Source organism: Kitasatospora sp. NBC_01300 (assembly GCF_041435235.1).
Classification (GTDB): domain Bacteria; phylum Actinomycetota; class Actinomycetes; order Streptomycetales; family Streptomycetaceae; genus Kitasatospora.
This window is the reverse complement of the sequence record NZ_CP108409.1, coordinates 54,447-78,540: the sequence shown is the minus strand read 5'-3', so window position 1 is coordinate 78,540 and position 24,094 is coordinate 54,447. Positions and strand designations below refer to the sequence as shown.

Sequence of the window (24,094 nt, the reverse complement as noted above, 5' to 3'; positions counted from 1 at the left end):
GTCATCACTGCGTCCGCCGGATACTTCGGCAGCGACCTGACGCCCGCCCAGGGGAAGATTGCCGACGAAGCCGTCGCGTCGCTGCTCGCCCGGACCGTCCAGGAGGACGGCATGGAGGACCTGGAGACCGCCGCGCAGCGGATCGGGCTGTTGGTGCAGGCGTGCGATGCGACCGCCCGACTGGTCGAGCACGCCCGTCGGGCCGCGCCGGACGGGCTCCCGTCGGGTGGCGCGGACGCCCTCCTCGCCGAGGTGCTGCGGCAGGACCCGCCGGTGACCGCGCTGCGCCGACGAGCGCTGGCCGACGTCCGCGTAGGCGCGCTGGACCTCCGGGCCGGGGAGGTGGCGCTGATCGATGTCACCGCCGCAAAGCCGGTCGCCCCCGCCGACGGCGACCAGTCCGATCCGGACATCGGCGCACACGCCGATCCGGTCCTTCTCGCCTTCGGCGCGGGGCCGCACCGGTGTCCGGGCCAAGCCCAGGCGGTGGCACTCGCCGCTGGGCTGCTGGAGCGGGACGACCCGGCCGGGCAGATCACGAAGGCGGTCGCACGGGTGCTGGACCTCGCCGCGACCTGGACCGCCTGGAACGGGCGACCGCTGACACGGGACGGCCGCGTCTACACTCCGCACAAGGCGATCCGCCGGGTCGCTGACCATATGGTGGACCACCTCGCCGAGTTGGAGGCCCGCCTGGCCGGCCAGGAGCCGCAGCCGGACCACTGGCACGGATCGGTGACCACCACGCCCGCAGACCTCGTGCCGTTCACCACGGAGGACCTCGACGAGGCGCGCAGCCGCCTGGTCCGGCTCGGCAGGATCTGGGACGACCGCCTCAGGACGCTGAGCGACGCGCAGTTGGACCGCTCGCCCGGCCCGGGCTGGTCCTTCCGACTACTCGCCGCGCACGTCGCCGGCTCGCTGGACTACTACGCCGGGGCCGTCGGCTCTCTTGGCGTCGCCGCCGACCCCGAGGACCAGTCATGAGCACTGTCGATGCTTCCCTCGCCATCGCCTTCCGCGAACTGCACCACCGCCCCAGCGCACCGTTGTTGCTGCCGAACGCCTGGGACCACGCTTCCGCAGCCGCGCTGGCCGCGGCCGGCTTCCCCGCCGTCGGCACCACCAGCCTGGGCGTCGCCGCCGCGGCCGGGCTGCCGGACGGGGCCGGCCTGACCCGTGCCGAGACGCTGCGGCTCGCGCGCCGGATCGGTGGCGGGCCCTTCCTGCTCTCCGTCGACATCGAGGGCGGCTTCAGCGACGACCCGGCCGAGGTCGCCGACCTCGCGGTGGAACTCGCCGAGGCGGGCGCGGTCGGTGTCAACCTGGAGGACGGCCGCGCCGACGGCGCTCTCACCCCGCCGCGCCTGCACGCGGCGAAGATCACCACGGTCAAGTCAGCCGTGCCCTCGCTCTTCGTCAACGCCCGCACCGACACCCATTGGCTGGGCGGGGGACGCGACGCGGAGACGGCGTCCCGCTTGGCGGCTTACCAGGACGCGGGCGCAGACGGCGTCTTCGTGCCGGGTCTGACCGATCCGGCGTCCATCGCCGCGGCGGTGGACGCGACCGCGTTGCCGCTCAACGTCCTCGCCACACCGGACGGGCCATCACTCACCCGCCTGGCCGAACTCGGCGTGCGCCGGGTCAGTCTCGGCTCACTGCTGTTCCGACTCGCCCTCGGTGCGGCCGTGAACACCGCCGCCAGCCTGCGCGCGAACGGCGTGCTCCCACAGACGTCGTCGGTTCCGGGCTATGCCGCAGTACAGGCCCTGGCCTCGCCCGGGAGCTGAGGACCCGACTGGCACCCAGGCGCATCGCTCTCGCCGCTTGCGCCGCACCAGACACGTGGAGTTACGACGCTCTGTCATCGCTGGGGAGACCTGTGCCCGTGCTGCCGTCATGGCTGGCCGACCCGCTCCGGTACCGATTCGCTGCGCTGCTGGGTTGCCGGGCCCAGTGACGGGTCCCGGCCGCTCCGGGCCGGCCGGGCTGAAGTGCCCGGTTTCCGGGGCCGTTCCGGCCCGGCGGCTCGGGCCGGCAACGCGGCCGCGGGGTGCCGGGGGCCGCGGGGAGGGCCCCGCCGGGGTGACGGCCACGACCTGCTCTATCGTTCCCGTACGGATCGGGTGGGACGGGTAGGACAGGCGGGCGGCCGTGGGCCGGGGAGGGGCGTGCGGTGTCGGGGCGTTCGGGCCGGACGGTCATGGTGTTGGGCGGCGGGGTGGCCGGGCTGACGGCGGCCATGGAGCTGGCGGAGCGCGGCTTCGAGGTGACCGTGGTGGAGCCCTCCGGGTGGGGCGGGAAGGCCCGCAGTGCCTCGGTTCCCGGGACGGGTACCGGCGGGCGGCTCGACCTGCCCAGCGAGCACGGGTTCCGGTTCTTCCCCGGCTTCTACCGGAGCCTGCCGGACACGATGCGGCGGATCCCCCTCCCGGGCTCGCCCTCGGGCGTGGAGGGCAACCTGCGGGAGGCACCGCAGATGCTGTCCGCCCGGTCGGGGAGGATCGGGGAGACGGTCTCGGACGTGTCCCTGGCCGCCGGTCCGAGGACGCCCCTGCAGATCCTGCGGGCCCGGGGCATGAAGCTGGGCGCCGGGGGAGAGTTGAACGAGGAGCTGCTGTACTTCGCCAACCGGCTGCTCGTCTACATGACCAGCAGTGCGCAGCGGCGGCTGGGGCAGTGGGAGCAGATGTCGTGGTGGGACTTCACCGCCGCCGACGGTGCCTCCGAGGAGTACCGGAAGGTGTGTGTCGTCGGGGCGACCCGTACGGTCGTGGCGGCCAGGGCGGAGGTGTGCAGCGCGCACACCGTCGGGGGGGGGGGGGTCCTGGAGGCCTTCGGCTACGGCTTCCTCGGCCGGGGCGAGGCCCAGGCCGCCGACCGGGTCCTGAACGCCCCGACCAGCACCGCCTGGATCGACCCGTGGGTGCGGCATCTGGAGCGGCTGGGGGTGCGGCTCGAACTCGGCTGGCAGGTGGAGCGCCTGACGGTGCGGGGCCGCGCCGTCGTCGGCGCCGTCCTGCGCGGCCCGGGCGGCCGGCGGCGGGAGGCGGCCGCGGACTGGTACGTGTGCGCGCTCCCGGTCGACCGGATCGGGACGCTGCTGGAGCGCGGCCTGGCCGAGGCGGACCCGGAGCTGAAGAAGACGGCGGACCTGCGCACCGACTGGATGGTCGGCCTGCAGTTCTACCTCGCCGAGCCCACCCCGATCACCCGCGGCCACGTCATCTACCAGGACTCCCCGTGGGCCCTGACCTCCATCAGCCAGGCGCAGTTCTGGGACACCGACTTCCGCGCCACCTACGGCGACGGCACGGTGGCCGACTGCCTGTCGGTCGACATCTCCGCCTGGGACACCCCCGGCATCCTCTACGGCAAGCCGGCCCGCGACTGCACCCGGGCCGAGGTCGTCGCCGAGGTCTGGGCCCAGTTCGCCGACGCCCTCGACGACGGCCGCCGCCGGACCCTCCACGACGGTCTGCTCCACTCCTGGCACCTTGACCCGGCCGTCAAGAACCTTGACGGCCCCGGTCCCGCCACCAACGACGAGGCCCTGCTGATCAACACCACCGGCTCCTGGGCGCTGCGCCCGCGGGCGCGGACGGCCGCGGTGAACCTGTTCATGGCCGGGGACTTCGTCCGCTGCCCGGTGAACCTGGCCACCATGGAGGGCGCGAACCAGAGCGGTAGGGCGGCGGCGAACGCGCTGCTGGAGGCCGCCGGGCACGGCGCCGAGCCGGCCGTGGTCCACGCCCTGTACGAGCCGGGGGAACTGCGGCGCCTGAAGGAGGTGGACGCCGCGCTCTACCGGCAGGGTCGTGCGCACATCCTCGACACCCCGGCGCCCTGGTCCTCCCGCGCCGGGGGCGACCGGTTCAGTACGACCGGTTGACGATCAGTTCGCAGAGCGCGTCGAGGTCGGCGACGGCGCCGGGCACCGCGCCGGGGCCGTCGGCGAGGCTCCGCAGACGGCGTCGGGCCCCGTCCGCGTGCTCGGCGGCGCGATCCACCGTCCAGCGCCGGCCGCCGGCCTCCTCCACCAACCGGGCCAGCTCCGCCTCCCCGACCCGGCCAGGGTCGGCCGGCAGCGCGTAGCGGCGGGCCAGTTCCTCGCCCGCCGCGGTGTTCGAGGCCATCGCGGCGACCACCGGCACCGAGAGCTTGCGGGCCCGCAGGTCCGCGAAGACCGGTTTGCCCGTGACCGCTTCGTCGCCCCAGATCCCCAGCAGGTCGTCCACCAGCTGGAACGCCATGCCCAGGTCGTGTCCGAACGCGGCCAGGGTCTCGACCTGCGCCGGCCCGGCGCCGCCGTGGAGGGCGCCCAGCCGGCAGGCGCAGGAGATCAGCGACGCCGTCTTGCCCGACACCATCTCCAGGCACTCGGACAGCTCGATACGGGGCGCGGCCTCGAACAGCACGTCCAGGCTCTCACCCACCGCGAGCTGGATGAGCGTGTCCAGCAGGGCCGCCGACGCCTCACCGGCGACGGCTTCGCCGTCGGGGCCCGCGAGCACCTCGAAGGCCAGCATCAGCAGCGCGTCGGCCGACCGGGTCGCCGCGCCCGGCCCGAACACCTCCCAGGCGGAGGCCCGGTGGCGGCGGAGCGCGTCGCCGTCCAGGACGTCGTCGTACAGCAGCGACAGGTTGTGCACCATCTCCACCGCCACGGCGGCGGGCACCGCCCGCTGCGGGTCCCCTCCCACCGCCCGGGCGCAGGTCAGTGCCAGGGCCGCTCGGACGTTCTTGCCGCCGTGCCGCCGGTGGGGGGATCCGTCGCGGGTCCATCCGAACTGGTAGGCCGCCACCTGCCCGACTGCGCCGTCCAACTGCCCTACCCAGCGCCGCAGGTGCGCGTCACAGGCGGCAGCCGCGTCCTCGAGGACCGATTCGGCCCGCGCACGATCCGACAACACCCACCCCCTGCCTCCCGGTCCGGCCGCGCCCGGCGACCCGGCCGCCTCCCCACACCCTTGCGGCACCCGGGCGAGCGTACGCGACCGTGCCTCCGGGCGGTCCGGCGGGCCCGTCCCGGATCGCCCGGAGTCCGGTCATCAGCTAAGCCGGTGATCACTCGGTCGGGTGAGATACGGCGGCACTTGTCCGCCCTCGTGACGACCGCGCGTCGGCGCCCCTGATGAGACGCCCACTGTCTGATGCGGTGCTAAGTGACAACTGTCAGCGGCAGTCGGACCGCAGGGGGTAGCGGCGGGTCGGCGGGTTCGGCGCGCATGCCCTTGATCAGCAGCGCGGCGAGGCGGCGTGAGGTGGCCATGGTGGTGGCCGGCGTGGTGGCCCGGATGCCGCTGTTGGCCATGAGGACCATGATCAGGTCGTCCAGGACGAAGTCCGGGCGCAGCTTGCCTGCCGCCTTGGCCCGGTGGGCGAGTTCGGCGGTCTTGTCCAGTGCGCGCGCCCGGTCCGCGGCGAAGTCGGTCGCACGGGGGAACGCTGTGACGAAGGCCGCGGTGAAGCCCCGGTCCCGTGCGTGTATGTCACAGATCTGCTCGATCATCCGGCAGAAGCCGTGCCACGGGTCGGGATCGGCCAGCCCCTCGTCGACCGCGCTGGTGCAGGCCGCCATCTGCTCGGTGAAGACGGTGGTGACCAGCGCCTCCTTGGTCGGGAAGTGCCGGTAGAGGGTCGCGGGGCCGACCTCGGCGCGCCGCGCGATCTCGCGCATCGCCACGTCCAGCCCCTGCTCGGCGAACGTCGTGCGGGCCACGGCGAGGATGCGCTCGCGGTTGTCCCGGGCATCGGAGCGCAGGGAGTGAGGCAATCGGTTCGTCACCGCTCTCACTTTAACGAAACGGACGGGGTGTTCCACTAGCGTCCGACGCCATGAGAGCACTGACATTCGCCGAGTACGGTCCCGCCAATGCCCTTGAGGTCGCCGACGTACCGGAACCCCACGCGGGACCGGGCCACATCCGGGTGGCTGTACGCGCCTCGGGCCTCACGCCCGCCGACTGCCTTCTGCGCTCGGGCCGGCTGCGCGACATGACACCGCTGCGCCTGCCCCACGTGCTCGGCGTGGATGCCGCGGGCGTGGTCGACGAGGTCGGCGCGGGAGTGACCGGTGTCCGGCCGGGGGACGAGGTCTTCGGCATCGTCGATCTCGCCGAACTGGGCGGCGCGAACGCCGAGTACGCGGTCCTGGCGGCCTGGTCGCCGAAGCCGGACACGCTGAGCTGGGAGCAGGCCGGCGGCGCGGCCGCGAACGTGGAGACCGCCACGCGCGTCCTGGACCGGCTGGAGGTCGGCACCGGCACGACCCTGCTGATCGAGGGCGCGGCCGGCGGGGTCGGCACGGTCGCCGTCCAGCTCGCGGTGGCCCGCGGTGCGACCGTCATCGGTACGGCCAGCGCACGCAACCACGAGTTCATCGCGGGGCTGGGAGCGATACCCACCACGTACGGCCAGGGGCTGGGGGAGCGGGTCGCCGCCCACGCACCGAACGGCGTCGACGCCGTCCTGGACTGCGCCGGATCCGGTTCGCTGCCCGATCTGGTGGACCTCACGGCAGGTCCGGAGCGGGTGGTGACCATCGCCGACCTGGGCGCCGCGAAGTACGGGGTGCACCTCTCACGCTCGGCCGGCCCCGGAGCCGACCGGCAGGCGGTCGACGGACTCGCCGCGGCCGCCGTCCTCGCCCAGCAGGGCCGCTTCACCGTTCCGGTCGCGGCCGCCTTCACCATCGAGGACGGGGCCCAGGCACACCGACTGAGCGAGACCGGCCATGCCCGGGGAAAGATCGTCCTCACCCTCTGATACCGCATCACGCAAACGTTCGCCCTGCTGACACCCACGTGCCCGCCCTCGCCGCATTCGGTACGAGCGCCAACGCGAGCGGTTCGGTGATCACCGTCCGGGGACGGTCCGCGCTCGCCGCCACCGACGTGGAGGGTGCGGACATCCGGGCGGCGGGCCCCGCTGATCGGGTCGCGCTTCGGGGGTCGCGGGCATTGCGTCGCAGTGCCGCTGCGGTGTTGGTACTGCCGACTAGTTTCAAGGTGCCAATGGCGAGGTTACGCCAGGTGGCCATCGCGCGAAGCGCGTTGCCGGTGCGCAGTTGGGAGGCGTCCTCGGCGAAGGTGGTATCGCGGATATGGTGGAGGGTCGATGCCCCAGTGGTCGTGGATCAGCTGGGCGAGTTGGGCGGGGGTGGCCTGATCGGCGGTCAGGCTGGTGACGGCGTAGATCGTCTTGATGGTGGTCTTGCCGGTCTTGCGGCAGGTGCGCTGGCGCTGGATCTGGATGGCCTGCCGGGCACCGGGGAACAGCAGGTTGTTCATGGTGGCGACCTTGATCCGGCGGATCTCGGAGCGGCCGTGGCCCTTGCTCCTCGTGCGGCCCTGGAGCGGGATGTCCCTCCAGGGAAGGGACTTGAGCTGCTTGCGTAGGTGTTTCTGGTTGCCTTTGACGATCACGATGTAGTGCGCCTGGCGGCCGAGGAGGTAGGCGGCTTGCTCGCGCTGGGTGTGCAGGGCGTCGCTGGTGACCACGATCCCGGCCAGGTCGGCAACGGTGTCGAGCAACGGCTGGAAGCAGGTGATCTCATTCGTCTTCTCGCCGACGTCCGGCTGGGCCAGGACCAGGCCGCTGGTGTGCTCCACTGCGGCGAGCAGGTGAATCTTGCGTCTGGTCGCCCGGGCAGCGCCGCGCAGGCTCTTGCCGTCCACAGACAGGCCACGCAGCCCGGCGGACCTGTTCGGCTTCGGGCGGCGGTCGGCGAGCCAGCGGCCGACCGCCCGGTCCAGTGCGTCGCGCCGTCGATCCGGGCCAGCAGCCGGCGCACGGCGGACTCGGAGGGCACCAGGCGGCGCGGCAGCAGCGGATCGGGCCGCAGTCCGAGCCGTTCGAGCACGTGGGGTGGGGCATCGGCGATCCACTCGCCGACCGCCAGCAGCGAGGTGGCCCCGGCCAGCACCGCGCACGCGGTCAGTACGAGCACGACCGCCAAGGGCATGCCGCACGCCGCGCGGATCGCGCGGGTCCGGCACCTCCGCGAGCCGTTCCAGCAGCCCAGGGACCTCCTCGATGCTGGGATCGGGCTGCTGGCGGAGTTGGTCAAGAGCGGACGGGATCGGCGATGATGCGTCGGCAGGCATTGGTCTTCCACTCGGATCACGGGACGTCGAGAAGTCCATGATCTTGGAATCCGTGCTTGCTTCCGATCTCAGAGCCACCTGCCCCACTGACCGTCAGGAACCTGACGCCACACGGCTACGCCGTAGCTCTGGGTCGCCTCGTCGTATTCGTTTACATTCAGACAAGTTGGAAGAATGCGAGCATTTTCTGGCTGGCGTCCGGCGACGCCAGCATCTCCTGCATGTCCGCGGACTGTCGGCCGACAGCGACAGTGCGGTCGAACATCTCACGTTCGTACTCCTCGATGGCGGCGGGGAAGTCGTCCGGGTGGGCGGCCAGTGCGAGGCCGAGCAGGGCACCGTCGAGCATCGCCATGTTGGCGCCCTGTCCCACCGGGGGCATCAGGTGGGCGGCGTCGCCGAGGAGGGTGACGCCTGGGGTCGAGGGCCAGGTCAGGCCGACCGGGAGGGCAGCGATCGAGCGGGGCAGGATCGTGTCCCCGCAGGCTGCGATCAGGGCGGTGAACCGTGGGTCCCAGCTGGTGAACAGGTCGATCAGGTGCGCACGGGTGGCGGCTGGATCCTCGAACGGGATCCCACTGGTGGCGAACCAGTTCTCGGCGGTGTTGTAGAAGCTGAGGTACACGCGTACTTGGCCGTCGCCGTTCCGCTGCGCCGACAGGGACTGTCCGTTGCCGAGCACCCAGTAGTTGCCGCGTCCGACCATGGCGGCGAGGTCGGGGTGGGTGAGGTCGATGTCGGGGATGGCGAGCTCGACGACGCTTTGGCCGATGTGCACCGGCAGGGCGTCGGTGAGCAGGGCGCGGACCCGGGAGTTCGCGCCGTCGGCGCCGACCAGTAGGTCGGACGTCGTACGGCTGCCGTCGGCGAAGTGCAGGAGGCCGTGGTCGGCGGACTCGAACGTGTGCCCCCAGCGCACCGCGTGTGCGGGGAGGGAGTCCAGCAGGAGGTTGCGCAGGTCGGCACGGTCGGCCTCAGGCCGATCCAGCGGGGCGTCGTCGGGCGTGTCCTCCTGCAACAGCAGGGTGCCGTCCGGTTCGAGGAGACGCAGGTCCTGGCCCTGGGGGCGGGCGATCGCGTGGAACTGGTCGATCAGGCCGGCCTCGCGCAGCGCCCGCTGGCCGGTCCTGGCGTGCAGGTCGAGCATGCCGCCCTGGCTGCGCGCGCCGGACGAAGGTTCACGTTCGTAGACGACGGCGTCGATGCCGTGCACGTGCAGTATGCGGGCCAGGGTCAGGCCGCCCAGGCCGGCTCCGATGATGGCGATGGTCATGAATGCCCCCGATTCACCATATTGGTCGATACACTGTATCGACGCTGTCACCGTATCACCCACGCGGTATTGTCAGCGGCATGTTGGTGTGGGAACGGCCGGAGCCGCCGGATCGACCAGTGCTGGGTCCACTGAGCCGGGAGCGGATCGTACGCACGGCGATCCGACTGGCCGACGCGGACGGCCTAGAGGCGGTGTCGCTGCGCAAGCTCGCCGCCGCGCTGGGAGTCGGGCCGATGCGGCTGTACGGCTACATCGCCACCAAGGAGGAGTTGCTCGACCTGATGGTCGATGCGGTCCACGCCGAGATCCGGCCGACTGGCGACGGCTGGCGAGAGGTACTGTGCTCCCTCGCCGAGGCCACCCGACAGGCCGTTCACCAACACGAATGGCTCGCCGACCTGATCGGCGGGCGGCCGCAGCTCGGGCCGAATACGCTGGCCAGCGGGGAAGCTGTGGTGGCCGCGATGGGCGGCGTCGACCTGGACGCCGCCGTGCCGGCGATCTCTGCGGTCAACGCCTACGTGATCGGCGCGGTGCGCAGGGAGATCACCGAGCGGCGCGCCGAGCGGGCCACCGGGATGGACAAGAAGCAGTGGCAGGCCACCTTCGGGCCGTACCTGGAGCGCACCTTCGCAACGGGCCGATTCCCCGCGCTGGCCATGGTCGTACGCGACGGCCCTCACCTAGACGCCGATCAGACCTTCCGGACCGGCCTCGACTTTCTCCTCGACGGCATCGAAGCCCGCATCTCAAGCTGACGCGCGGTCGGGAGACCGGACAAGCGCCGCCCGTGGCACCAGGTTGCGCTGACGCATTGCGACGACGCAACCTCACCAATGCACCTGGAAGCTGGGCAGATCACGATGAACCGGGCGCCGAGTGACTACGCCGATGCCCTGCGGGGGCGGGCCGACGAACGAGCGCCCATCGGTATTTCGCCCTCAGTCATCATGTCCTCCGCCAAGTCGTCGCGACCGTTAGCGGAAGGTACAAGTTCAAGCAGGCTCGGAATGTGTGATCGAAAATCGGTCAAAAGATCGGAAACTCCGTATCGAGAGACCTGTCTTCCACAGTCCCTCTTCTGCATGAAATCGCTGACGCGCCGCAACCATCGACGGATGCCACTTCACGCGCGGCGAAAATGACTGGTCAGCAAAGGACCTACAGACCGAATCAATAGGAGAGCACATCCGTGCGGAAGCCACTGCCGCTGCGCCAGTCGATCCGGAGGATGGCGACCGCCGCCGTCGGCTGCCTCGTGCTGCTGTCGCTGACCGCCCCGGTGTCGAGTGCGCAGGCCCCGGCCGGCGGGAAGCGGGACGTCGTTTACGACCCGGTCTACCTCGGCCAGGACGATTCGGGCAGGGGGTGACGTTCGAGGTCTACGACAACTGGGACTACGCGCTCCTGACCAACGCACCGGGCAACGGCACTGCCGTGGTCCTCACCCTGGACCACGAGGGCAACTACAGCATCGCGTCGACGAGTGCCAACTGAAGCGAATACCGGACCTGGTGCCGCTCCGGAGAGGAAATCCAGCTTGAGAAAAGCAGTTGCCCCACCCGCTGGGACATCGTGCTCGCGGGAGGAGATCTGTTCTACCTCAAGCAGGCGGGAACGGATCGGCGGGTCTACGCCAGCACGCTGCCGGGCAAGCGGTGGCTGTCAGTCGGGCAGGGGATCTTCAACGTCAACCAGGTGTACGTCAAGTTCCGCCTGGTCCGCCCCTAGCCTCGCGCTCTCACGAGCGAGGCTGGCCGAGGCGTGATCAAAAGAGCGAGGAGTGCCACTGAACTGGGACGATAGGGCTTGTCCAGGGTCAATGTCGTCATCAAGAAAGCGGCACTCCTCAGGTGAAGAAGCGCAGCGGGTTGTACCCGCATGTCCGCGTCGAGGGCGGTGGTCGCGAGTCCTTGACCCGTCCAGGCAGCACACCGTGAGGCAGTGGCTGCCGCTATTCGCCCGGCGGAGCGACGAGGGTTGCGTGATCATCACTACACGTGGCCGCCGGGATGCACCTCGCTTATGTTGGTGCTCAGTGGCGTCGCTCCTGCCGCCCGCGGGCGGGAGACCAGTTCCCTGGAGGCCGCGCGCAGGTGGCACACACGAAATCGTCCGCCGTGACCCCATGCGCGCGGGATGCTCGATGCGGCCGGGGACGCGACGCCGGTTTTCCGCTACAACGACCTCGAAGGTGTCCACCCAATTCTGAACACGCTAGGAATCCAATGATCGAGCTGGACCACGCAGAGAAATTCCGCACCGACGGATTCGTCTTCTTTCCCGGACTGCTGCCGCGAGACCTCCTGAAGAGAATTCAAGAGGAACTCCCGAAGGTACTCGACGAGCCCGGTCCGCAGAGGTTCCTCGAAGACGACGGAACCACAGTGCGAGCCGTCTACGGACTGCACCGGAAAGAAGGCGTATGGCAAGAGGTGGCGACCGACTCGGTGGTCTCGCAGACAGCCAAGAGCCTGAGCAACAGTGACCTGTACGTCCTCCAGTGGAAAGTAAACCCGAAGTCCGCTGAGGCCGGCGACCAATGGGAATGGCACCGGGACTTCACTTATTGGCAGGCCGAAGACGGCCTGCCCGCACCGAGGGCGTTCACTGCCGGCATCTTCCTCGACGATATCGACGAGGACAACGGCCCGCTTCGGATCGTCCCCGGCAGTCACACGGGCCCTGCTCTGCACGAAGAGCTGGAGGCCATGGACCACCAAGAGATCACCGACAGGGAAGCCGACGACTGGTCGGCCGCGGTCTCCGCCAACCTGTCATTCGCCATCTCCGACGGCGGGGCCACGACCCTGTCAGGTGGCCGCGAGGTGTTCACCGCATGTGGGCCTGCGGGGAGTGTGGTCTTCTTTGACAGCAACGTCGTACACGGGTCCCTCCCCAACCGCTCACGGCGACCGCGTACCCTCGCGCTGATCAGCTACAACCCGGTCGACAACGCACCGACGGACTGGCCGACGCCCCGCCCGGCCTACTTCGTCAACCTCGAACCAACTCCGCTGCCCTGACCCAAGCACGGACACAACTGATATCAGGTAGTGGTGGCGGGTGGTCGCCGAAGTATCGGCTCCTGACAGGCCGTTGGCCCTGAGCCGGTCCCCGTACGGCTCGTATGCTTCGCGGTAGGCCGAGGGCGCTCCCTTCGCCGTCGCGAAGAGCCGGGCCTCGGCCTTGTCGGCGTCGGCGAGCCGGGTGACAGTCATGACGCCGCGACGCGGCGCGAGGCGCCCGGCACGTGCCGGCGCCTGAGCCGTGACAGCGCACTGTCCAGGAAGTCCGTGTCCGTGACCAGGTCCCGTGCAAGCGTCACGAGGGCGGGCTCCTGCCCGCAGCCGACACACAGGACAGAGCGGTGCCGTTGCTCCCGTGCGGGAGGGCCGGCATCCCCCTTCCGCTTCCCCGCCTCGGCCACCATGGCGAAGAAGGCCATGAAAGCCGCCCCGCCGCCACAGACCCCGCACGCGGCCATCTGGTCGAAGACCTCGTCGGTGACAGCCGGATCGTCGATCGTGTACCTGCTCGGGGGCGCGGTCCGACCCGGCCGCGCACCGGTTCCCGGCACAGGGAGCGCCGCTGCTGTGACAGGCTGCGGCTCGGTTTTGGCCAGGCCTCTGATGACACGTGGCCGAATCCACGCCGCGGCCCGGCCCCGCCTCGTCAGTGCGCCAAGCCTGGCCCGCGCAGGGAACCCGCCCAGAGCGGCCAAAGCGTTGGTACGGGTAGGCCGTTGGCACGGGTAGGTGCAAGAGCGGCGGGCGTCTTTCGCCACGAATGGCTCGTTGTCGGACAAGAGGGCGCCCCTGCCTGCGTGCGCTTCTGTCTCCGGTGGTGAACTTCCCACCGCCCTGGGAGGCCTGTGGGTCGGATCCGTCGCGGCGACCGGGTGGTCCGGGGCATCACACGACGGTCGCCTTCGTTCACGGTCTCAACCGCTTGAGCACCGAAGGGCCGCCCTGGCTGATCGTGGCGCCCATCGCTTCCTGGTGTGACCGTGCCCCGACGCTGGTTTCGGGCGCGCGATGGTGACGTCACATCACGGCAGGTCGCGGGGCCGGTTGATGCGTGCCTGTCCCCGGGGTACGGCGGGGCCGGGGGTTGGGCTCGGACGGCGGCGTCGAACGCGGGCTGTCCGTTCAACGCGTGCACTCATGGATCACTACCCGGATGTTGCCGCTCGGGTCGGGCCGGGTGCTTGATGAGTACGTCCTCGGCGCACGTCCAGCCCTCAGTGCCTCTACGGCTCCGCGCGGCGGGAACGGCCGAGCCGATGTATCCGTCGTGGGTCAGCCCGCGCCTCCTGGTGTTCAACCACCCGCCCCCAGCCTCGAATCCGCCGACCCCTCCGATGAGGACCCCTTGCCATGACCCTGCCCTTCTCAGCCGCAGTGCCGGCTTCCACCCCGCCGCCGGCCCCCTCGCTGGATCCGGAGCGTCTTAAGAGCGACGTCGAGCAGGTCCTGCACACCTTCCTCGCCTGCAAGGAGGAGTCGACGACAGCGGGCGGGCGCTTGCCGAACGTGGCAGCGCCGCTGCGGGAATTCCTTGATGCCGGGGGCAAGCGCATCCGCCCGGTCCTCGCGCTGGTCGGCTGGCACGCCGCCGGCGGCACCGGCGGCACCGGCGACCCGCGCACGGCACGGCACCTGGCCGCGTCCCTGGAGCTCTTCCACGCCTTCTGCCTCATCCACGACGACGTCATGGACCGCTCGACGACCCGCCGCGGCCGACCCACCGTCCACCGCTCCCAGGCCCACCAGTACCGCCGGCAGCACCCGCACTTGGCACAGCAGGTGCCCGCGGATCGGTTCGGCGAAGGCGCAGCCATCCTGATCGGGGACCTGGCCATGGTCTGGTCCGACGAACTCCTCCACCAGGGCCACCCCGCCCCTGAACAACTCGCCCGCATCCTGCCGCTGCTGGACGCGATGCGCACCGAGGTCACCCTCGGCCAGTACCTGGACCTGGCCCATACCGGCTCGGACAGCCCCAGCGTCGCCACCGCCCTGACGGTCATCCGGTACAAGACCGCAAAGTACACGGTCGAGCGGCCGCTCCAACTCGGCGCCGCACTCGCCGGTGCCGATCAAACCCTGCTGCACGGCCTTTCCGCGTATGCGATCCCGCTCGGCGAGGCGTTCCAACTGCGCGACGACCTCCTCGGCGTCTTCGGCGACCCGAAGGTGACCGGCAAGCCCGCGCTCGACGACCTGCGGGAGGGCAAGGCCACGGTCCTGATCGCCCTCGCCCTGCAACACGCAAGCCCTGCCCAGGCCGACCGGCTCCGCCTGCACCTCGGCTGCCCCACCCTGACGCAACACCAGGCCGACGCCGCCCGCCACATCATCACCGCATCCGGTGCCCACGACATGGTGAACGACATGATCGCCGAACGGTACGACCAGGCACTGGCCGCATTGGACGGCGCACCGGTCGACCCCGCGGCATCCGAGACTCTGCGCCACATCGCCCGCCAAGCCGTCCAACGGACGGCATGAACGGCCGGACCGTCCAAGGGAGGTCGGCCGCCCGAGCGCGAACTGTGCGATCTCCTGGACGCGATCCTGTACGTCGACCGCACCGGCATTCCCTGGCGGCACCTCCCACGCGACTGTCCGCCCTGGGAGACGGTCTACAACGTGCTCCGCAACTCCGCGACCAGGGGCTTCGTCTGTGTGCTGATCGCCCCAGCGGGTGACGGTGCGGCTGCTGGCAGTGCTCCGCTGCCATGCTGGGCACCGGCACTGACCATCGCGTGATCGGAGTCCCTCATGCTGACGACTCGCTTCGTTCCCGGCGTACCCAACTGGATCGACCTTGGTGTCCCCGACGTCGACGCCGCCGCGGCGTTCTACTCCGCGCTGTTCGGCTGGACCTTCCAGTCGGCCGGACCGGACGCCGGGGGCTATGGCTTCCTCCAGCTCGACGGCAAGACCGTCGGCGCCGTCGGCCCTTGCCAGGAGGAAGGCGCGGCCCCGGCCTGGACGCCCTACTTCTTCACCACGGACGCGGAGGCCACCAGCAAGGCGGTGGAGCAGGCCGGCGGTCGGGTCCGGACCGCGCCGATGGACGTCTTCACCGCGGGTCGGCTCGCGCAGTTCACCGACCCGACAGGTGCCGACTTCGCGGTCTGGCAGCCGGGCGACATCAAGGGCCTGGAAACGGTCATGGAGCCGAACGCCCTGTGCTGGACGGAGCTCTACACCACCGACGCCGCCGTGGCCCAGGACTTCTACCGCAGCGTGTTCGCCTGGACCTACCAGGACATGGCGATGGGTGGGGGGCTGACCTACAACGTTGCTTCGGCGCCCGGTGCCGGCTCCGGGGATGACACCGCGCACGGCGGCATCCTCCAGCTTCAGCAGATGCACCTGGACGCCGGGTCGGCGTCGGAGTGGCACCCGTACTTCGGTGTCACCGACTGCGACGCGTCGTACCACGCCGCCGTCCAGCTCGGGGCCACGCCGTTGATCGCGCCGATGGACGCGGCAGGCATCGGCCGGTTGGCGATGGTGATGGACCCGGCCGGAGCGGTCTTCGCCGTGCTCAGGGGCGAGTCGAAGGCGGCCTGACGCCGGAGCGACGGGGGCACGGTTCGCCATCGTGCGGGAGGGGGTGCGGTTCGTCCTCCACGGTGGTGGCACGAGCGGCGGGGCCGCGACGGTGGTTGCGGTCGTCATGTAGGGCAGCCGGGCACGTGGCCATCGGCGGCGCTGGCCACACGAGCAGGATGGTTGTAGCGGATCCTGCCCCCCGTCACACGGCGAGTGGCGGGTATGTGGTCGTGGGCTGGGGAGCGTCGCGCTGTCGTGGACGTTGAGCGCGCCGGGCGACGGTCCCGCCGCCTGGTGTGCTCAGCAGCAGACGGGATCCCCTCTGTCGGCGACGGCCGTTGTGCCGATTCGCCGGCAAGGGGCCGCGCCGGGATGGCGCGGCGCGTCGGGCTGACCGTCGGGCCGTGAAAGGGGAAGCCGAGAGGCGGTCGGCCACGCACGGCTGACCGCACGCGGTCACCGGCGGGGTGGGTCTGGTGAGGAGCCGGCGGCAGTTGGACGGGTGGGTTCGCCAGTACCGGGGCCGGGGGCCGGGCCCGTCCTGTCACCGGGCAGGCCGATTTCGCCTGGTGGCTGACTGTGCGTGCCGACGGTGTTACGCTCCCGAGAGAAGAGAGAGCTGACTCTCACTTGTTGGGCCGGGACGCCGCTCATCCACCCCGGCCCGGACGTGCAGGAGAGGGCGGTTCTGCCAAGCGTTCGCTGCTCTTGTGGCCCTTCGGCCGGTGAGGAGACCCATCATGACCGCCCCCGCACCGCAGTTACCCTTCGAGCGCCCCGACGCCCTGGACCTGGCGCCGCTGTTCGCGCGTCTGCGCGAGGAAGGCCCGATCACGCGGGTGACGACACCCGTCGGCGACCCGGCCTGGCTGGTGACCCGCTACGAGGAGGCCCGGGAGGTCCTGAGCGACACCCGCTTCTCCCGGCTGCGCCCCGATTCCGAGGGCGCGCCCAGGATCTCGGAGTCGGCGCTGCACACGCGCCCCGCCCCCTCGCCCGAGGAGGAGGACCGCGAGCACACGCGGATGCGGCGGATGCTGGCGCCCGCGTTCAGCGCGCCGCGGATGCGCCGGCTGGGCGAGAGGATCGGGGAGCTCGCCGCCTCCTGCCTGGACGCGATGGAGGAGGAGCGTTCACGGGATCCGGAACGCGCCGTCAACCTGCACGACCACCTGTCGTTCCCGTTGCCGGTGATGGTGATCTGCGAGCTGCTGGGTGTGCCGGTCGCGGACCGGGGCCTGTTGCGCGGCTGGTCGGAGCGGATCGCCGCGTTGTACGGCGAGGCCGACGGCGCCGCGGCCATGGCCGAGTTCGAGGCGTACGTGGCCGGCATCGCCGAACAGAAGCGGAAGCAGCCGGGGCAGGACGTGATCAGCGACATCTTGGCCGTGCAGGCGCAGGACCCCTCGTTCACCGAGGGGGAGATGACCCGCCTGGCGGTGGGGCTGCTGTTCGCCGGCCACGAGACGACGTCGGCCCGGATCGACCTGGGCGTGCTGTTCCTGCTGAGCGACACCGGTCGGCGGGACCGCTTCGCCGCCGACCCCGGGACGTTGGCCCGCGCCACCGTGGAGGAGGTCCTGCGGATGGCCTCGCCCGGCGGCCTGGGCCTGACCCGCTACGCCCGTGAGGACGTCACCGTCGCGGGGACCGCGATCGCGCGGGGCGAGGCGGTGCTGGTGGCGATCAACGCCGCGAACCGGGACGGGCGGGTGTTCGAGGAGCCGGACACCTTCGAGCCGTCGCGTTCCCCGAACGCCCACCTGGCCTTCGGGCACGGCGGCCACTACTGTATCGGCAACGTGCTGGCACGCACCGAGATGCAGGTCGCGCTGACCGCGCTGTTCCGGCGCTTCCCCGGCCTGCGGCTGGCGGTGGACGCGCGGAGCCTGCGCGACCACGCCGAGCGGCTGGCGGGCGGCCTCAGCGAGGTCCCGGTCCTGTGGTGAACGAGGAGCAGCCGTACGAGAGGCCGGTTGCGCTGGTGGAGGCGGACACCTCGCGGTGCGTGTCGTCGGGGCAGTGCGCGGTGACCGCGCCGCTGGTGTTCGACCAGGACGAGGCCGGGCAGGTCGTCGTGCTCGCCGCCGAGCCCGGCGCGCGGGCGGCGGAACTGGCCCGCCAGGCGGCCGCCATGTGCCCGGCCTCGGCGATCCGGGTGCATCCGGCGCGCTGATCCGGTGCCCTAGCGGCCGGCACCCGCCTCGGTGTCAGGGGGTGCGGGTGTGCAGTGCGGGGGCGGGGCAGGGCAGCGGGCGGGCCCCGGCGGGGGTGAGGCCGTCGAGGACCAGGGCCAGGTACCGGCGCCAGCCGTCCTCGCGGGGTTCCATCGTCCACAGCACCGAGACCAGCATGACGACGACGCGGTGCAGGTCGTCGGGGACGAGGTCGGCGCGGATCACGCCTGCGTGCTGGCCGCGCGCGAGGAGGGCGTCGAGGGCGGCGAAGAACTCCTGCCCGGTCGCCGGGGTCAGGACGCCGGCGGAGCGGGCGGCGGCCAGCACGTTGTAGTCGCCGGCCACCGATTCCAGGGCCGCTTCCAGCACGCGGGCCAGTGCGGAGGCGGGGTCGGGGTCGTGGGCGGCGGCCTGGATGACGGGGCGGACGTTCTCGGCGAAGCGTTCGTCCAGTACGGCCCGCAGCAGTGCGGCCTTGTCGGGGAAACGGCGGAAGAGCGTGGCGGCTGCGACGCCGGCCCGGCGTGCCACGTCGTCGAGGAGGGCGTCGGGGCCTTGTTCGGTGAAGACCTCCCGGGCAGCCCGGATGATCTTTTCCGCGTTGCGGGCGGCGTCGGCGCGCAGCAGTCGGGGGGAGTCGAGGGCCATTGCCGCAGCCTATCCAAGGGCCGGCGCTGCGGCGTCGGACGGTCCGGGTGCGTGGTGGTGTGCGGTCGGGCCGGCGGGGGAGCGCGTCGGGCGCGGGCGGGGTGGGGCCGTCGCGCTCCCCTGGTGGTTCAGGTGTCCAGGTGGGTGGGGGCGAACATGCGTAGCAGGGCGGGGAGGACCAGCACGTTGGGGCCCGGGGTGGTGAGTGCGGCGGCCAGGTCCTGTGCGAGGTCGTCGGGTGTGGTGAGGGAGGCCGGGACGCCGAAGGACTCGGCCAGGCGGACGAAGTCGGGGCGGGCGAGTTCGGTGGCGGTGGCCTCGCCGAAGGTGCCCGTCATGTACTCGCGCAGGATGCCGTAGCCGCCGTCGTCGATGATCAACCAGGTGACGTTGAGGCCGAGTTGGCGGGCGGTGGCGAGTTCGGCGAGTGAGTACATCGCGCCGCCGTCGCCGGAGACGGCGAGGACCGGGCGGCCGTTGGCGGCGACGGCGGCGCCCAGGGCGGCGGGGTAGCCGTAGCCGAGGCCGCCGGCGCCCTGGGCGGAGTGCATCGCTCCGGGGCGGCGGGCGTCGAACGCGGACCAGGCCCAGTAGCCGAGGATCGTCATGTCGAAGAAGACCGGCGAGTCGTCCGGTAGGGCGCGGCGGACGGAGGCCAGCAGGTCCTGTTCGAGGTCGAGTCCCTGGCTGTCGATCCGTTCCTGGACGCGTTCGAGCAGTTCGGCGGTCACCGCCTCGGCCCGTCCGTCCGCTGTGGCGGCCGGGACCGAGTCACAGAGGGCGGCCAGGGCGAGGCGGGCGTCGGCGTGGATGCCGAAGGCCGGGTGGTTGGCCTCCAGCTTGCCCGCGTCGGCCTCGATCTGGATGATCCGGCCGCGCGGCGCCATGGTGTGGTAGTTGCTGGACAGTTCGCCCAGGCCGGAGCCGGCGACGAGCAGGACGTCGGCGTCCTCTAGCAGGTCGGTGGTGTGGCGGTCCTCCAGCCAGGAGCGCAGCGAGAGCGGGTGTTCCCAGGGGAAGGCGCCCTTGGCGCCGAAGGTGCAGGCGACCGGGGCCCGCAACAGCTCGGCCAGCCGCAGCAGTTCGTCACCGGCTCCGGCCCGGACCACGCCGCCTCCGGCCAGGATCACCGGGCGTTCGGCCTCGGCCAGCAGCACGGCGGCCTCGGCGATCAGCTCCGGGCGGGGGACCGGCGGCCGCGGTTGGGCGCGCAGCCCGGTGACCGGCGGTACGGTCACCGGCGCGAGCAGGACGTCCTGCGGGATCTCCACCCACACCGGCCCGTACGGCGCGCTCAGCGCCGACTCCCAGGCGGCGGCCAGCGCGGAGGGGATCTGTGCGGGGGTGCGGGCGGTGTGCACGGACTTCACGACGTCGCGGAAGCTGGCCTGCTGGTCGACGAGTTCGTGCAGGTAACCGCGCCGTCGTCCGCCCAGTCCGGCCGAGGGGATCTGGCTGGAGACGGCGAGCACCGGTACCGAGGCGGCGGCGGCCTCCTGGAGCGCGGCCAGTGAGGTGAGCGCGCCGGGCCCGGTGGACAGGAACAGCGGGGCCACCGTCCCGGCGGTGCGGGCGTAGCCGTCGGCGGCGAAGGCGGCGTTGTTCTCCACCCGCAGTCCCACGTACCGCAGGTCGGAGCGGCGCAGCGCGTCGAACAGGCCGAGGGCGTGCTGGCCGGGCAGGCCGAAGACGTGGCGGGCGCCGAGTGTGGCGAGTGATTCGACCACCAGGTCGCCGCCGTTGCGCAGGTGGGTCATGCGCGCACCTCGCCGGTGGTGTCGTGGGCCTCGGGGCGGGCGTCGGTACGGGCGCCGGTATGGGCGTCGGTGCGGTCGTCCGTGCCGGTGCGCGGGCCTGGCTGGGTCCGTTCGTTCGCGATCTGGCGGGCCATCAGCGTCGTCAGCTCGTAGGCGGTGTGGGAGGCGGCCACGGCGGTGATCTCGGCGTGGTCGTAGGCGGGTGCGACCTCGACCAGGTCGGCGGAGACCAGGTGGCAGCCGCTCAGACCGCGCAGGATCTCCAGCAGTTCGCGGGAGGTGAGTCCGCCGGCCTCGGGGGTGCCGGTGCCGGGGGCGTGTGCCGGGTCGAGCACGTCGATGTCGATGGAGATGTACAGGGGGCGGTCGCCGACCCGTTCGCGCAGTTGCTGGGCGACCTCGTCCACGCCGCGGCGCAGGACGTCGGCGGAGGTGACGATGCCGAAGCCGAGCTTCTCGTCGTCGGTGAGGTCCTGCTTGCCGTAGAGCGGCCCGCGGGTGCCGACGTGGGAGAGGGCGGAGGTGTCCAGGATTCCCTCCTCGACGGCCCGGCGGAACGGTGTGCCGTGGGTGTACTCGGCGCCGAAGTAGGTGTCCCAGGTGTCCAGGTGGGCGTCGAAGTGCAGCAGTGCGACCGGTCCGTGGCGGCGGGCCACGGCGCGCAGCAGCGGGAGCGCGATGGTGTGGTCGCCGCCGAGGGTCATCAGCCGGGCGCCGGTGGCCAGGAGTTCGCCGGCGGCCGCCTCGACGGTGTCGACGGCCTCGTGGATGTCGAACGGGTTGGCGGCGATGTCCCCGGCGTCGGCGACCTGGGCGAGTGCGAACGGTGAGGCGTCCTGGGCCGGGTTGTAGGGGCGCAGCAGCCGGCTGGCCTCGCGGATCGCGTTGCCGCCGAAGCGGGCGCCGGGGCGGTAGGAGACGCCGGTGTCGAAGGGCACGCCGACGACTGCGACGTCGGCGCGCGGGACCTGGTCGATCCGGGGCAGGCGGGCGAAGGTGGCGGGTCCGGCGTAGCGCGGTACGCGGGAGGAGTCGGTGGGGCCGAGGGGGCTGTGGGGGGCGTGGGGGTCGGGGGCGGTGCTCATGGCAGCTCCTGGAGTCGGGCGGTCGGGCGGGGTGTCGGCGTCGGGGTGTTGTCGGGGTGTCGGTGGTTGCGCCGGGTCGGTGGGGTCAGTTCGCGTGGTCGGGGGCGATCCGGTCGGCGAGGCGTAGGAGGGCTGCCCAGGCCAGTTCGGCGGCCTGGTCGTCCTGGAGGTCGGAGCCGTGCTCCTGACCGGTCAGCTGGCGGGCGGTGAGCTCGGCGGTCTTGGGGGACGGCAGGACGAGCGGGCCGCCGCCGGCCTGGGCGGCGATCTGGATCTCACAGGCCTTGTCCAGGTAGTACATCCGCAGGAAGGCCTCGCCCGGTGTGCGGCCGACGGTCAGCAGGCCGTGGTTGCGCAGGATCAGGGCCGGGTGCCCGGCGAGGTCGGCGACCAGTCGTTCCTGTTCGGCGAGGTTGAGTGCGACGCCCTCGTAGTCGTGGTAGCCGACCCGGTCGTGGAACTCCATCGAGATCTGGTTGAGGGGCAGTAGCCCGTCCCGTTGGGCGGCGACCGCGCAGCCCGCCCGGGTGTGCGTGTGGAGCACGCAGTGGGCGTCCTGGCGGGCGGCGTGGACGGCGCTGTGGATCACGAAGCCGGCCGGGTTGACCGGATGGGGGGTCGGTTCCACCGGGTTCCCGGCCAGGTCGATCTTGACCAGGGAGGAGGCGGTGATCTCCTCGAACAGCAGGCCGTACGGGTTGATCAGGAAGTGCTGCTCGGGGCCGGGGACGCGGACCGAGATGTGGGTGAAGATCAGGTCGGTCATCCGGAAGTGGGCGACCAGCCGGTACATGGCGGCGAGTTCGCGGCGCAGCCGGGCCTCGTCCGGTGCGGTCGGCGCCGCTGGTGCGGACGGTTCGGGCAGGGTGGGTGTCCCGGACGTGACGGTGGGCGCGGTGGGTGTGGTGGGCTGGCCCATGGGGTGTCCTCTCAGAGTGCGGCGGCCGGCGCGGTGGCGGGAGCGGCGGGAGTGTCCGGGGTGTCGGCCTGTCCGGCGAGCCGGCCGCGCCAGTGCTCCAGCACGGTGGCGTCGGTCGGGCGGGTGGCCAGGCTGACGGCCAGGTAGGCGACCAGGCTCACGGCGAGGCCGAAGTAGACCGGCTCGTTGGCGAGGACGCCCTTGGCGGCCATCAGCGCGATCACGGTGGCGCCGCCCGCGACCATCGCGGCGAGTGCGCCCGGCAGGTTGCCGCGCCGCCAGACCAGCCCGCCCAGGATCGGCACCAGCAGACCGCCGACCAGCAGGTTGTAGGCGACGGTGAGCGCCGAGATCACGTCGTCCAGGACGCAGGCGACGCCGATCGACAGCACGCCGAGGGCCACGATCGCCAGCCGGTTGGACCGCACCTCGTCATGGTCCGTGGCCGCGGTACCGGGCCCTGCCCGGCCGATGAGCGTGCGGACCCGGGCCCAGATGTCGTTGTTGGCCACGGTGGCGGAGGCGATCAGCGCGCCGCTCGCGGTCGACATCATCGCCGACAGCGCCGCCGCCAGGACCAGGCCGCGCACCCCGGCCGGCAGCGTGCTCTTCACGATGGTCGCGAACGCGCTGTCGGGGCTGGCCAGTTGGGGGTAGAGCGCCTTGGTGGCCATCCCGATCACCGCGCCGGCGACGGCGTACGCCAGGCAGTAGGCGCCGGCCACCGTGCCGCCGTACGCGGCGACCCGGTCGGTGCGGGCGGTGAACACCCGCTGCCAGATGTCCTGGCCGATCAGCATGCCGAAGGTGTAGATCAGCACGTAGGTGAAGATGGTGTCGCCGCCGATCGAGCCGAACGAGAAGTAGCCGGACGGCAGTTCGGCCTTCAGCTGGGCGAGGCCGCCGGCCTTCACGACGGCGACCGGCAGCAGCAGGAACAGCACCCCGATGCTCTTCACCACGAACTGCACCATGTCGGTGAGGGTGATCGACCACATGCCCCCGAGCGCCGAGTAGCCGACCACGATGGTGCCGCCGATCACCACGGCCGCCCAGCGGGGCACGTCGAACAGCACGTCGAAGACGCTGGCGTAGGCGATCGTCGAGGTCACCGCCAGCATCAGGGTGTAGACCCACATGACCACGCCGGAGATCACGCTCGCCGCCCCGCCGTAGCGCAGCGACAGCATCTCGGCCACGGTGTACACCCGCAGCCGGGCGATCCGGGCGGAGAAGAGGATGCTCAGCGCCAGCAGGCCGAGCCCGATCGCGAACACCATCCAGGCGCCCGACAGGCCGTAGGAGTAGCCGAGCCGCACGCCGCCGATGGTGGACGCGCCGCCGAGCACGACGGCGGCCATCGTCCCCGTGTACAGCACCGGGCCCAGACGGCGGCCCGCGACGAGGAAGTCCGCCTTCGAGGAGGCGCGCCGCTTGCCCCACCAGCCGACGCCGACGATGCCCAACAGATAGCCGATCATCACGACGTAGTCGAGGGTCATGGGGGTCCTCCGATCCGGCCGGACGCGCTGGGGGGAGCGCCCGGGCCAGG

At 71.6% G+C, this 24,094-nt stretch carries 21 protein-coding genes and 4 pseudogenes; 15 read left to right on the top strand and 10 right to left on the bottom strand.

The features are described from left to right. Positions 1 to 486: 486 nt before the first annotated feature. The 3 genes from OG556_RS34090 (at position 487) to OG556_RS34080 (ending at position 3,895) form a co-directional block, all read left to right on the top strand. Positions 487 to 987, top strand: coding sequence for a hypothetical protein (locus OG556_RS34090; protein WP_371523187.1), 501 nt, complete (start codon positions 487 to 489; stop codon positions 985 to 987). Then, complete coding sequence (locus tag OG556_RS34085) at positions 984 to 1,793, top strand: isocitrate lyase/phosphoenolpyruvate mutase family protein (protein ID WP_331742902.1); 810 nt, start codon at positions 984 to 986, stop codon at positions 1,791 to 1,793. Before OG556_RS34090 ends, OG556_RS34085 begins: the two co-directional genes overlap by 4 nt. Before the next feature lie 386 nt (positions 1,794 to 2,179). After that, a complete protein-coding gene (locus OG556_RS34080; RefSeq protein ID WP_331742900.1) occupies positions 2,180 to 3,895 on the top strand; it encodes an FAD-dependent oxidoreductase in 1,716 nt (571 codons plus the stop codon). On the opposite strand, the gene OG556_RS34075 is transcribed toward OG556_RS34080, so the two are convergent. Both OG556_RS34075 and OG556_RS34070 read right to left on the bottom strand, forming a co-directional pair. Continuing rightward, complete coding sequence (locus OG556_RS34075) at positions 3,879 to 4,829, bottom strand: polyprenyl synthetase family protein (protein WP_331742897.1); 951 nt, start codon at positions 4,827 to 4,829, stop codon at positions 3,879 to 3,881. The two genes, OG556_RS34080 and OG556_RS34075, sit on opposite strands and share 17 nt — an antisense overlap. A gap of 335 nt (positions 4,830 to 5,164) precedes the next feature. Beyond that, complete coding sequence (locus OG556_RS34070; protein ID WP_331742894.1) at positions 5,165 to 5,791, bottom strand: helix-turn-helix domain-containing protein; 627 nt, start codon at positions 5,789 to 5,791, stop codon at positions 5,165 to 5,167. A 50-nt stretch (positions 5,792 to 5,841) separates the two neighbouring features. On the opposite strand from OG556_RS34070, the gene OG556_RS34065 reads away from it, so the two are divergent. Further along, positions 5,842 to 6,771, top strand: coding sequence for an NADP-dependent oxidoreductase (locus OG556_RS34065; protein ID WP_331742892.1), 930 nt, complete (start codon positions 5,842 to 5,844; stop codon positions 6,769 to 6,771). 407 nt (positions 6,772 to 7,178) lie between these two features. On the opposite strand, the pseudogene OG556_RS34060 reads toward OG556_RS34065, so the two are convergent. Together OG556_RS34060 and OG556_RS34055 are read right to left on the bottom strand one after the other, a co-directional pair. Further along, positions 7,179 to 7,892 (bottom strand): annotated as a pseudogene (locus tag OG556_RS34060) (ISAs1 family transposase); the annotation flags it as partial. Further along, positions 7,829 to 7,969 (bottom strand): annotated as a pseudogene (locus tag OG556_RS34055) (transposase family protein); the annotation flags it as partial. The pseudogenes OG556_RS34060 and OG556_RS34055, both read right to left, overlap by 64 nt. On the opposite strand from OG556_RS34055, the gene OG556_RS34050 reads away from it, so the two are divergent. Continuing rightward, positions 7,914 to 8,096: a hypothetical protein gene (locus OG556_RS34050; RefSeq protein ID WP_331745499.1), complete on the top strand. Its 183-nt coding sequence runs from the start codon at positions 7,914 to 7,916 to the stop codon at positions 8,094 to 8,096. The pseudogene OG556_RS34055 and the gene OG556_RS34050 overlap by 56 nt on opposite strands. Positions 8,097 to 8,268: 172 nt before the next feature. Here OG556_RS34050 and OG556_RS34045 read toward each other — a convergent pair whose 3' ends face one another. Continuing rightward, a complete protein-coding gene (locus OG556_RS34045; protein WP_331742891.1) occupies positions 8,269 to 9,384 on the bottom strand; it encodes an NAD(P)/FAD-dependent oxidoreductase in 1,116 nt (371 codons plus the stop codon). Positions 9,385 to 9,464: 80 nt separating this feature from the next. On the opposite strand from OG556_RS34045, the gene OG556_RS34040 reads away from it, so the two are divergent. From OG556_RS34040 to OG556_RS33995, 10 genes and pseudogenes are all read left to right on the top strand, one after another. Further along, the gene (locus OG556_RS34040) at positions 9,465 to 10,145 is read left to right on the top strand and encodes a TetR/AcrR family transcriptional regulator (RefSeq protein WP_331745359.1); all 681 of its coding nucleotides are present in this window, start codon (positions 9,465 to 9,467) and stop codon (positions 10,143 to 10,145) included. Between the two features lie 434 nt (positions 10,146 to 10,579). Continuing rightward, positions 10,580 to 10,759 carry a hypothetical protein gene (locus OG556_RS34035; RefSeq protein WP_331742889.1) on the top strand — a complete coding sequence of 60 codons (180 nt, stop codon included), beginning with the start codon at positions 10,580 to 10,582 and terminating at the stop codon, positions 10,757 to 10,759. Further along, the gene (locus tag OG556_RS34030) at positions 10,756 to 10,884 is read left to right on the top strand and encodes a hypothetical protein (protein WP_331742886.1); all 129 of its coding nucleotides are present in this window, start codon (positions 10,756 to 10,758) and stop codon (positions 10,882 to 10,884) included. Before OG556_RS34035 ends, OG556_RS34030 begins: the two co-directional genes overlap by 4 nt. A 78-nt stretch (positions 10,885 to 10,962) precedes the next feature. Further along, positions 10,963 to 11,118, top strand: coding sequence for a hypothetical protein (locus OG556_RS34025; protein WP_331742883.1), 156 nt, complete (start codon positions 10,963 to 10,965; stop codon positions 11,116 to 11,118). 497 nt (positions 11,119 to 11,615) lie between these two features. Next, a complete protein-coding gene (locus OG556_RS34020; RefSeq protein WP_331742881.1) occupies positions 11,616 to 12,413 on the top strand; it encodes a phytanoyl-CoA dioxygenase family protein in 798 nt (265 codons plus the stop codon). Positions 12,414 to 13,766: 1,353 nt separating this feature from the next. Continuing rightward, on the top strand, positions 13,767 to 14,900 hold the full coding sequence (locus OG556_RS34015) for a polyprenyl synthetase family protein (RefSeq protein WP_331742880.1): 1,134 nt from the start codon (positions 13,767 to 13,769) through the stop codon (positions 14,898 to 14,900). Positions 14,901 to 14,921: 21 nt separating this feature from the next. Next, a pseudogene (locus OG556_RS34010) lies at positions 14,922 to 15,038 on the top strand (transposase); the annotation flags it as partial. Between the two features lie 135 nt (positions 15,039 to 15,173). Beyond that, positions 15,174 to 15,974, top strand: coding sequence for a VOC family protein (locus OG556_RS34005; RefSeq protein ID WP_331742878.1), 801 nt, complete (start codon positions 15,174 to 15,176; stop codon positions 15,972 to 15,974). Between the two features lie 722 nt (positions 15,975 to 16,696). Next, positions 16,697 to 17,905, top strand: coding sequence for a cytochrome P450 (locus OG556_RS34000; RefSeq protein ID WP_331742876.1), 1,209 nt, complete (start codon positions 16,697 to 16,699; stop codon positions 17,903 to 17,905). After that, positions 17,902 to 18,132 (top strand): 4Fe-4S domain-containing protein, encoded by a 231-nt coding sequence (locus OG556_RS33995; RefSeq protein ID WP_331742874.1) that lies wholly within the window; start codon positions 17,902 to 17,904, stop codon positions 18,130 to 18,132. The genes OG556_RS34000 and OG556_RS33995 overlap by 4 nt, the downstream gene beginning before the upstream one ends. A gap of 34 nt (positions 18,133 to 18,166) precedes the next feature. On the opposite strand, the gene OG556_RS33990 is transcribed toward OG556_RS33995, so the two are convergent. The 5 genes and pseudogenes from OG556_RS33990 to OG556_RS33970 all read right to left on the bottom strand — a co-directional run bounded on the left by OG556_RS33990 (position 18,167) and on the right by OG556_RS33970 (position 24,044). Then, positions 18,167 to 18,781 (bottom strand): TetR family transcriptional regulator, encoded by a 615-nt coding sequence (locus OG556_RS33990; RefSeq protein WP_331742872.1) that lies wholly within the window; start codon positions 18,779 to 18,781, stop codon positions 18,167 to 18,169. A gap of 128 nt (positions 18,782 to 18,909) precedes the next feature. Beyond that, the gene (locus OG556_RS33985; RefSeq protein WP_331742871.1) at positions 18,910 to 20,538 is read right to left on the bottom strand and encodes a thiamine pyrophosphate-binding protein; all 1,629 of its coding nucleotides are present in this window, start codon (positions 20,536 to 20,538) and stop codon (positions 18,910 to 18,912) included. Between the two features lie 107 nt (positions 20,539 to 20,645). Then, positions 20,646 to 21,623 (bottom strand): annotated as a pseudogene (gene speB / locus OG556_RS33980) (agmatinase); the annotation flags it as partial. 85 nt (positions 21,624 to 21,708) lie between these two features. Further along, complete coding sequence (locus OG556_RS33975) at positions 21,709 to 22,542, bottom strand: class II aldolase/adducin family protein (RefSeq protein ID WP_331742869.1); 834 nt, start codon at positions 22,540 to 22,542, stop codon at positions 21,709 to 21,711. Between the two features lie 11 nt (positions 22,543 to 22,553). After that, positions 22,554 to 24,044: a sodium:solute symporter gene (locus tag OG556_RS33970; protein ID WP_331742867.1), complete on the bottom strand. Its 1,491-nt coding sequence runs from the start codon at positions 24,042 to 24,044 to the stop codon at positions 22,554 to 22,556. Positions 24,045 to 24,094 lie beyond the last annotated feature (50 nt).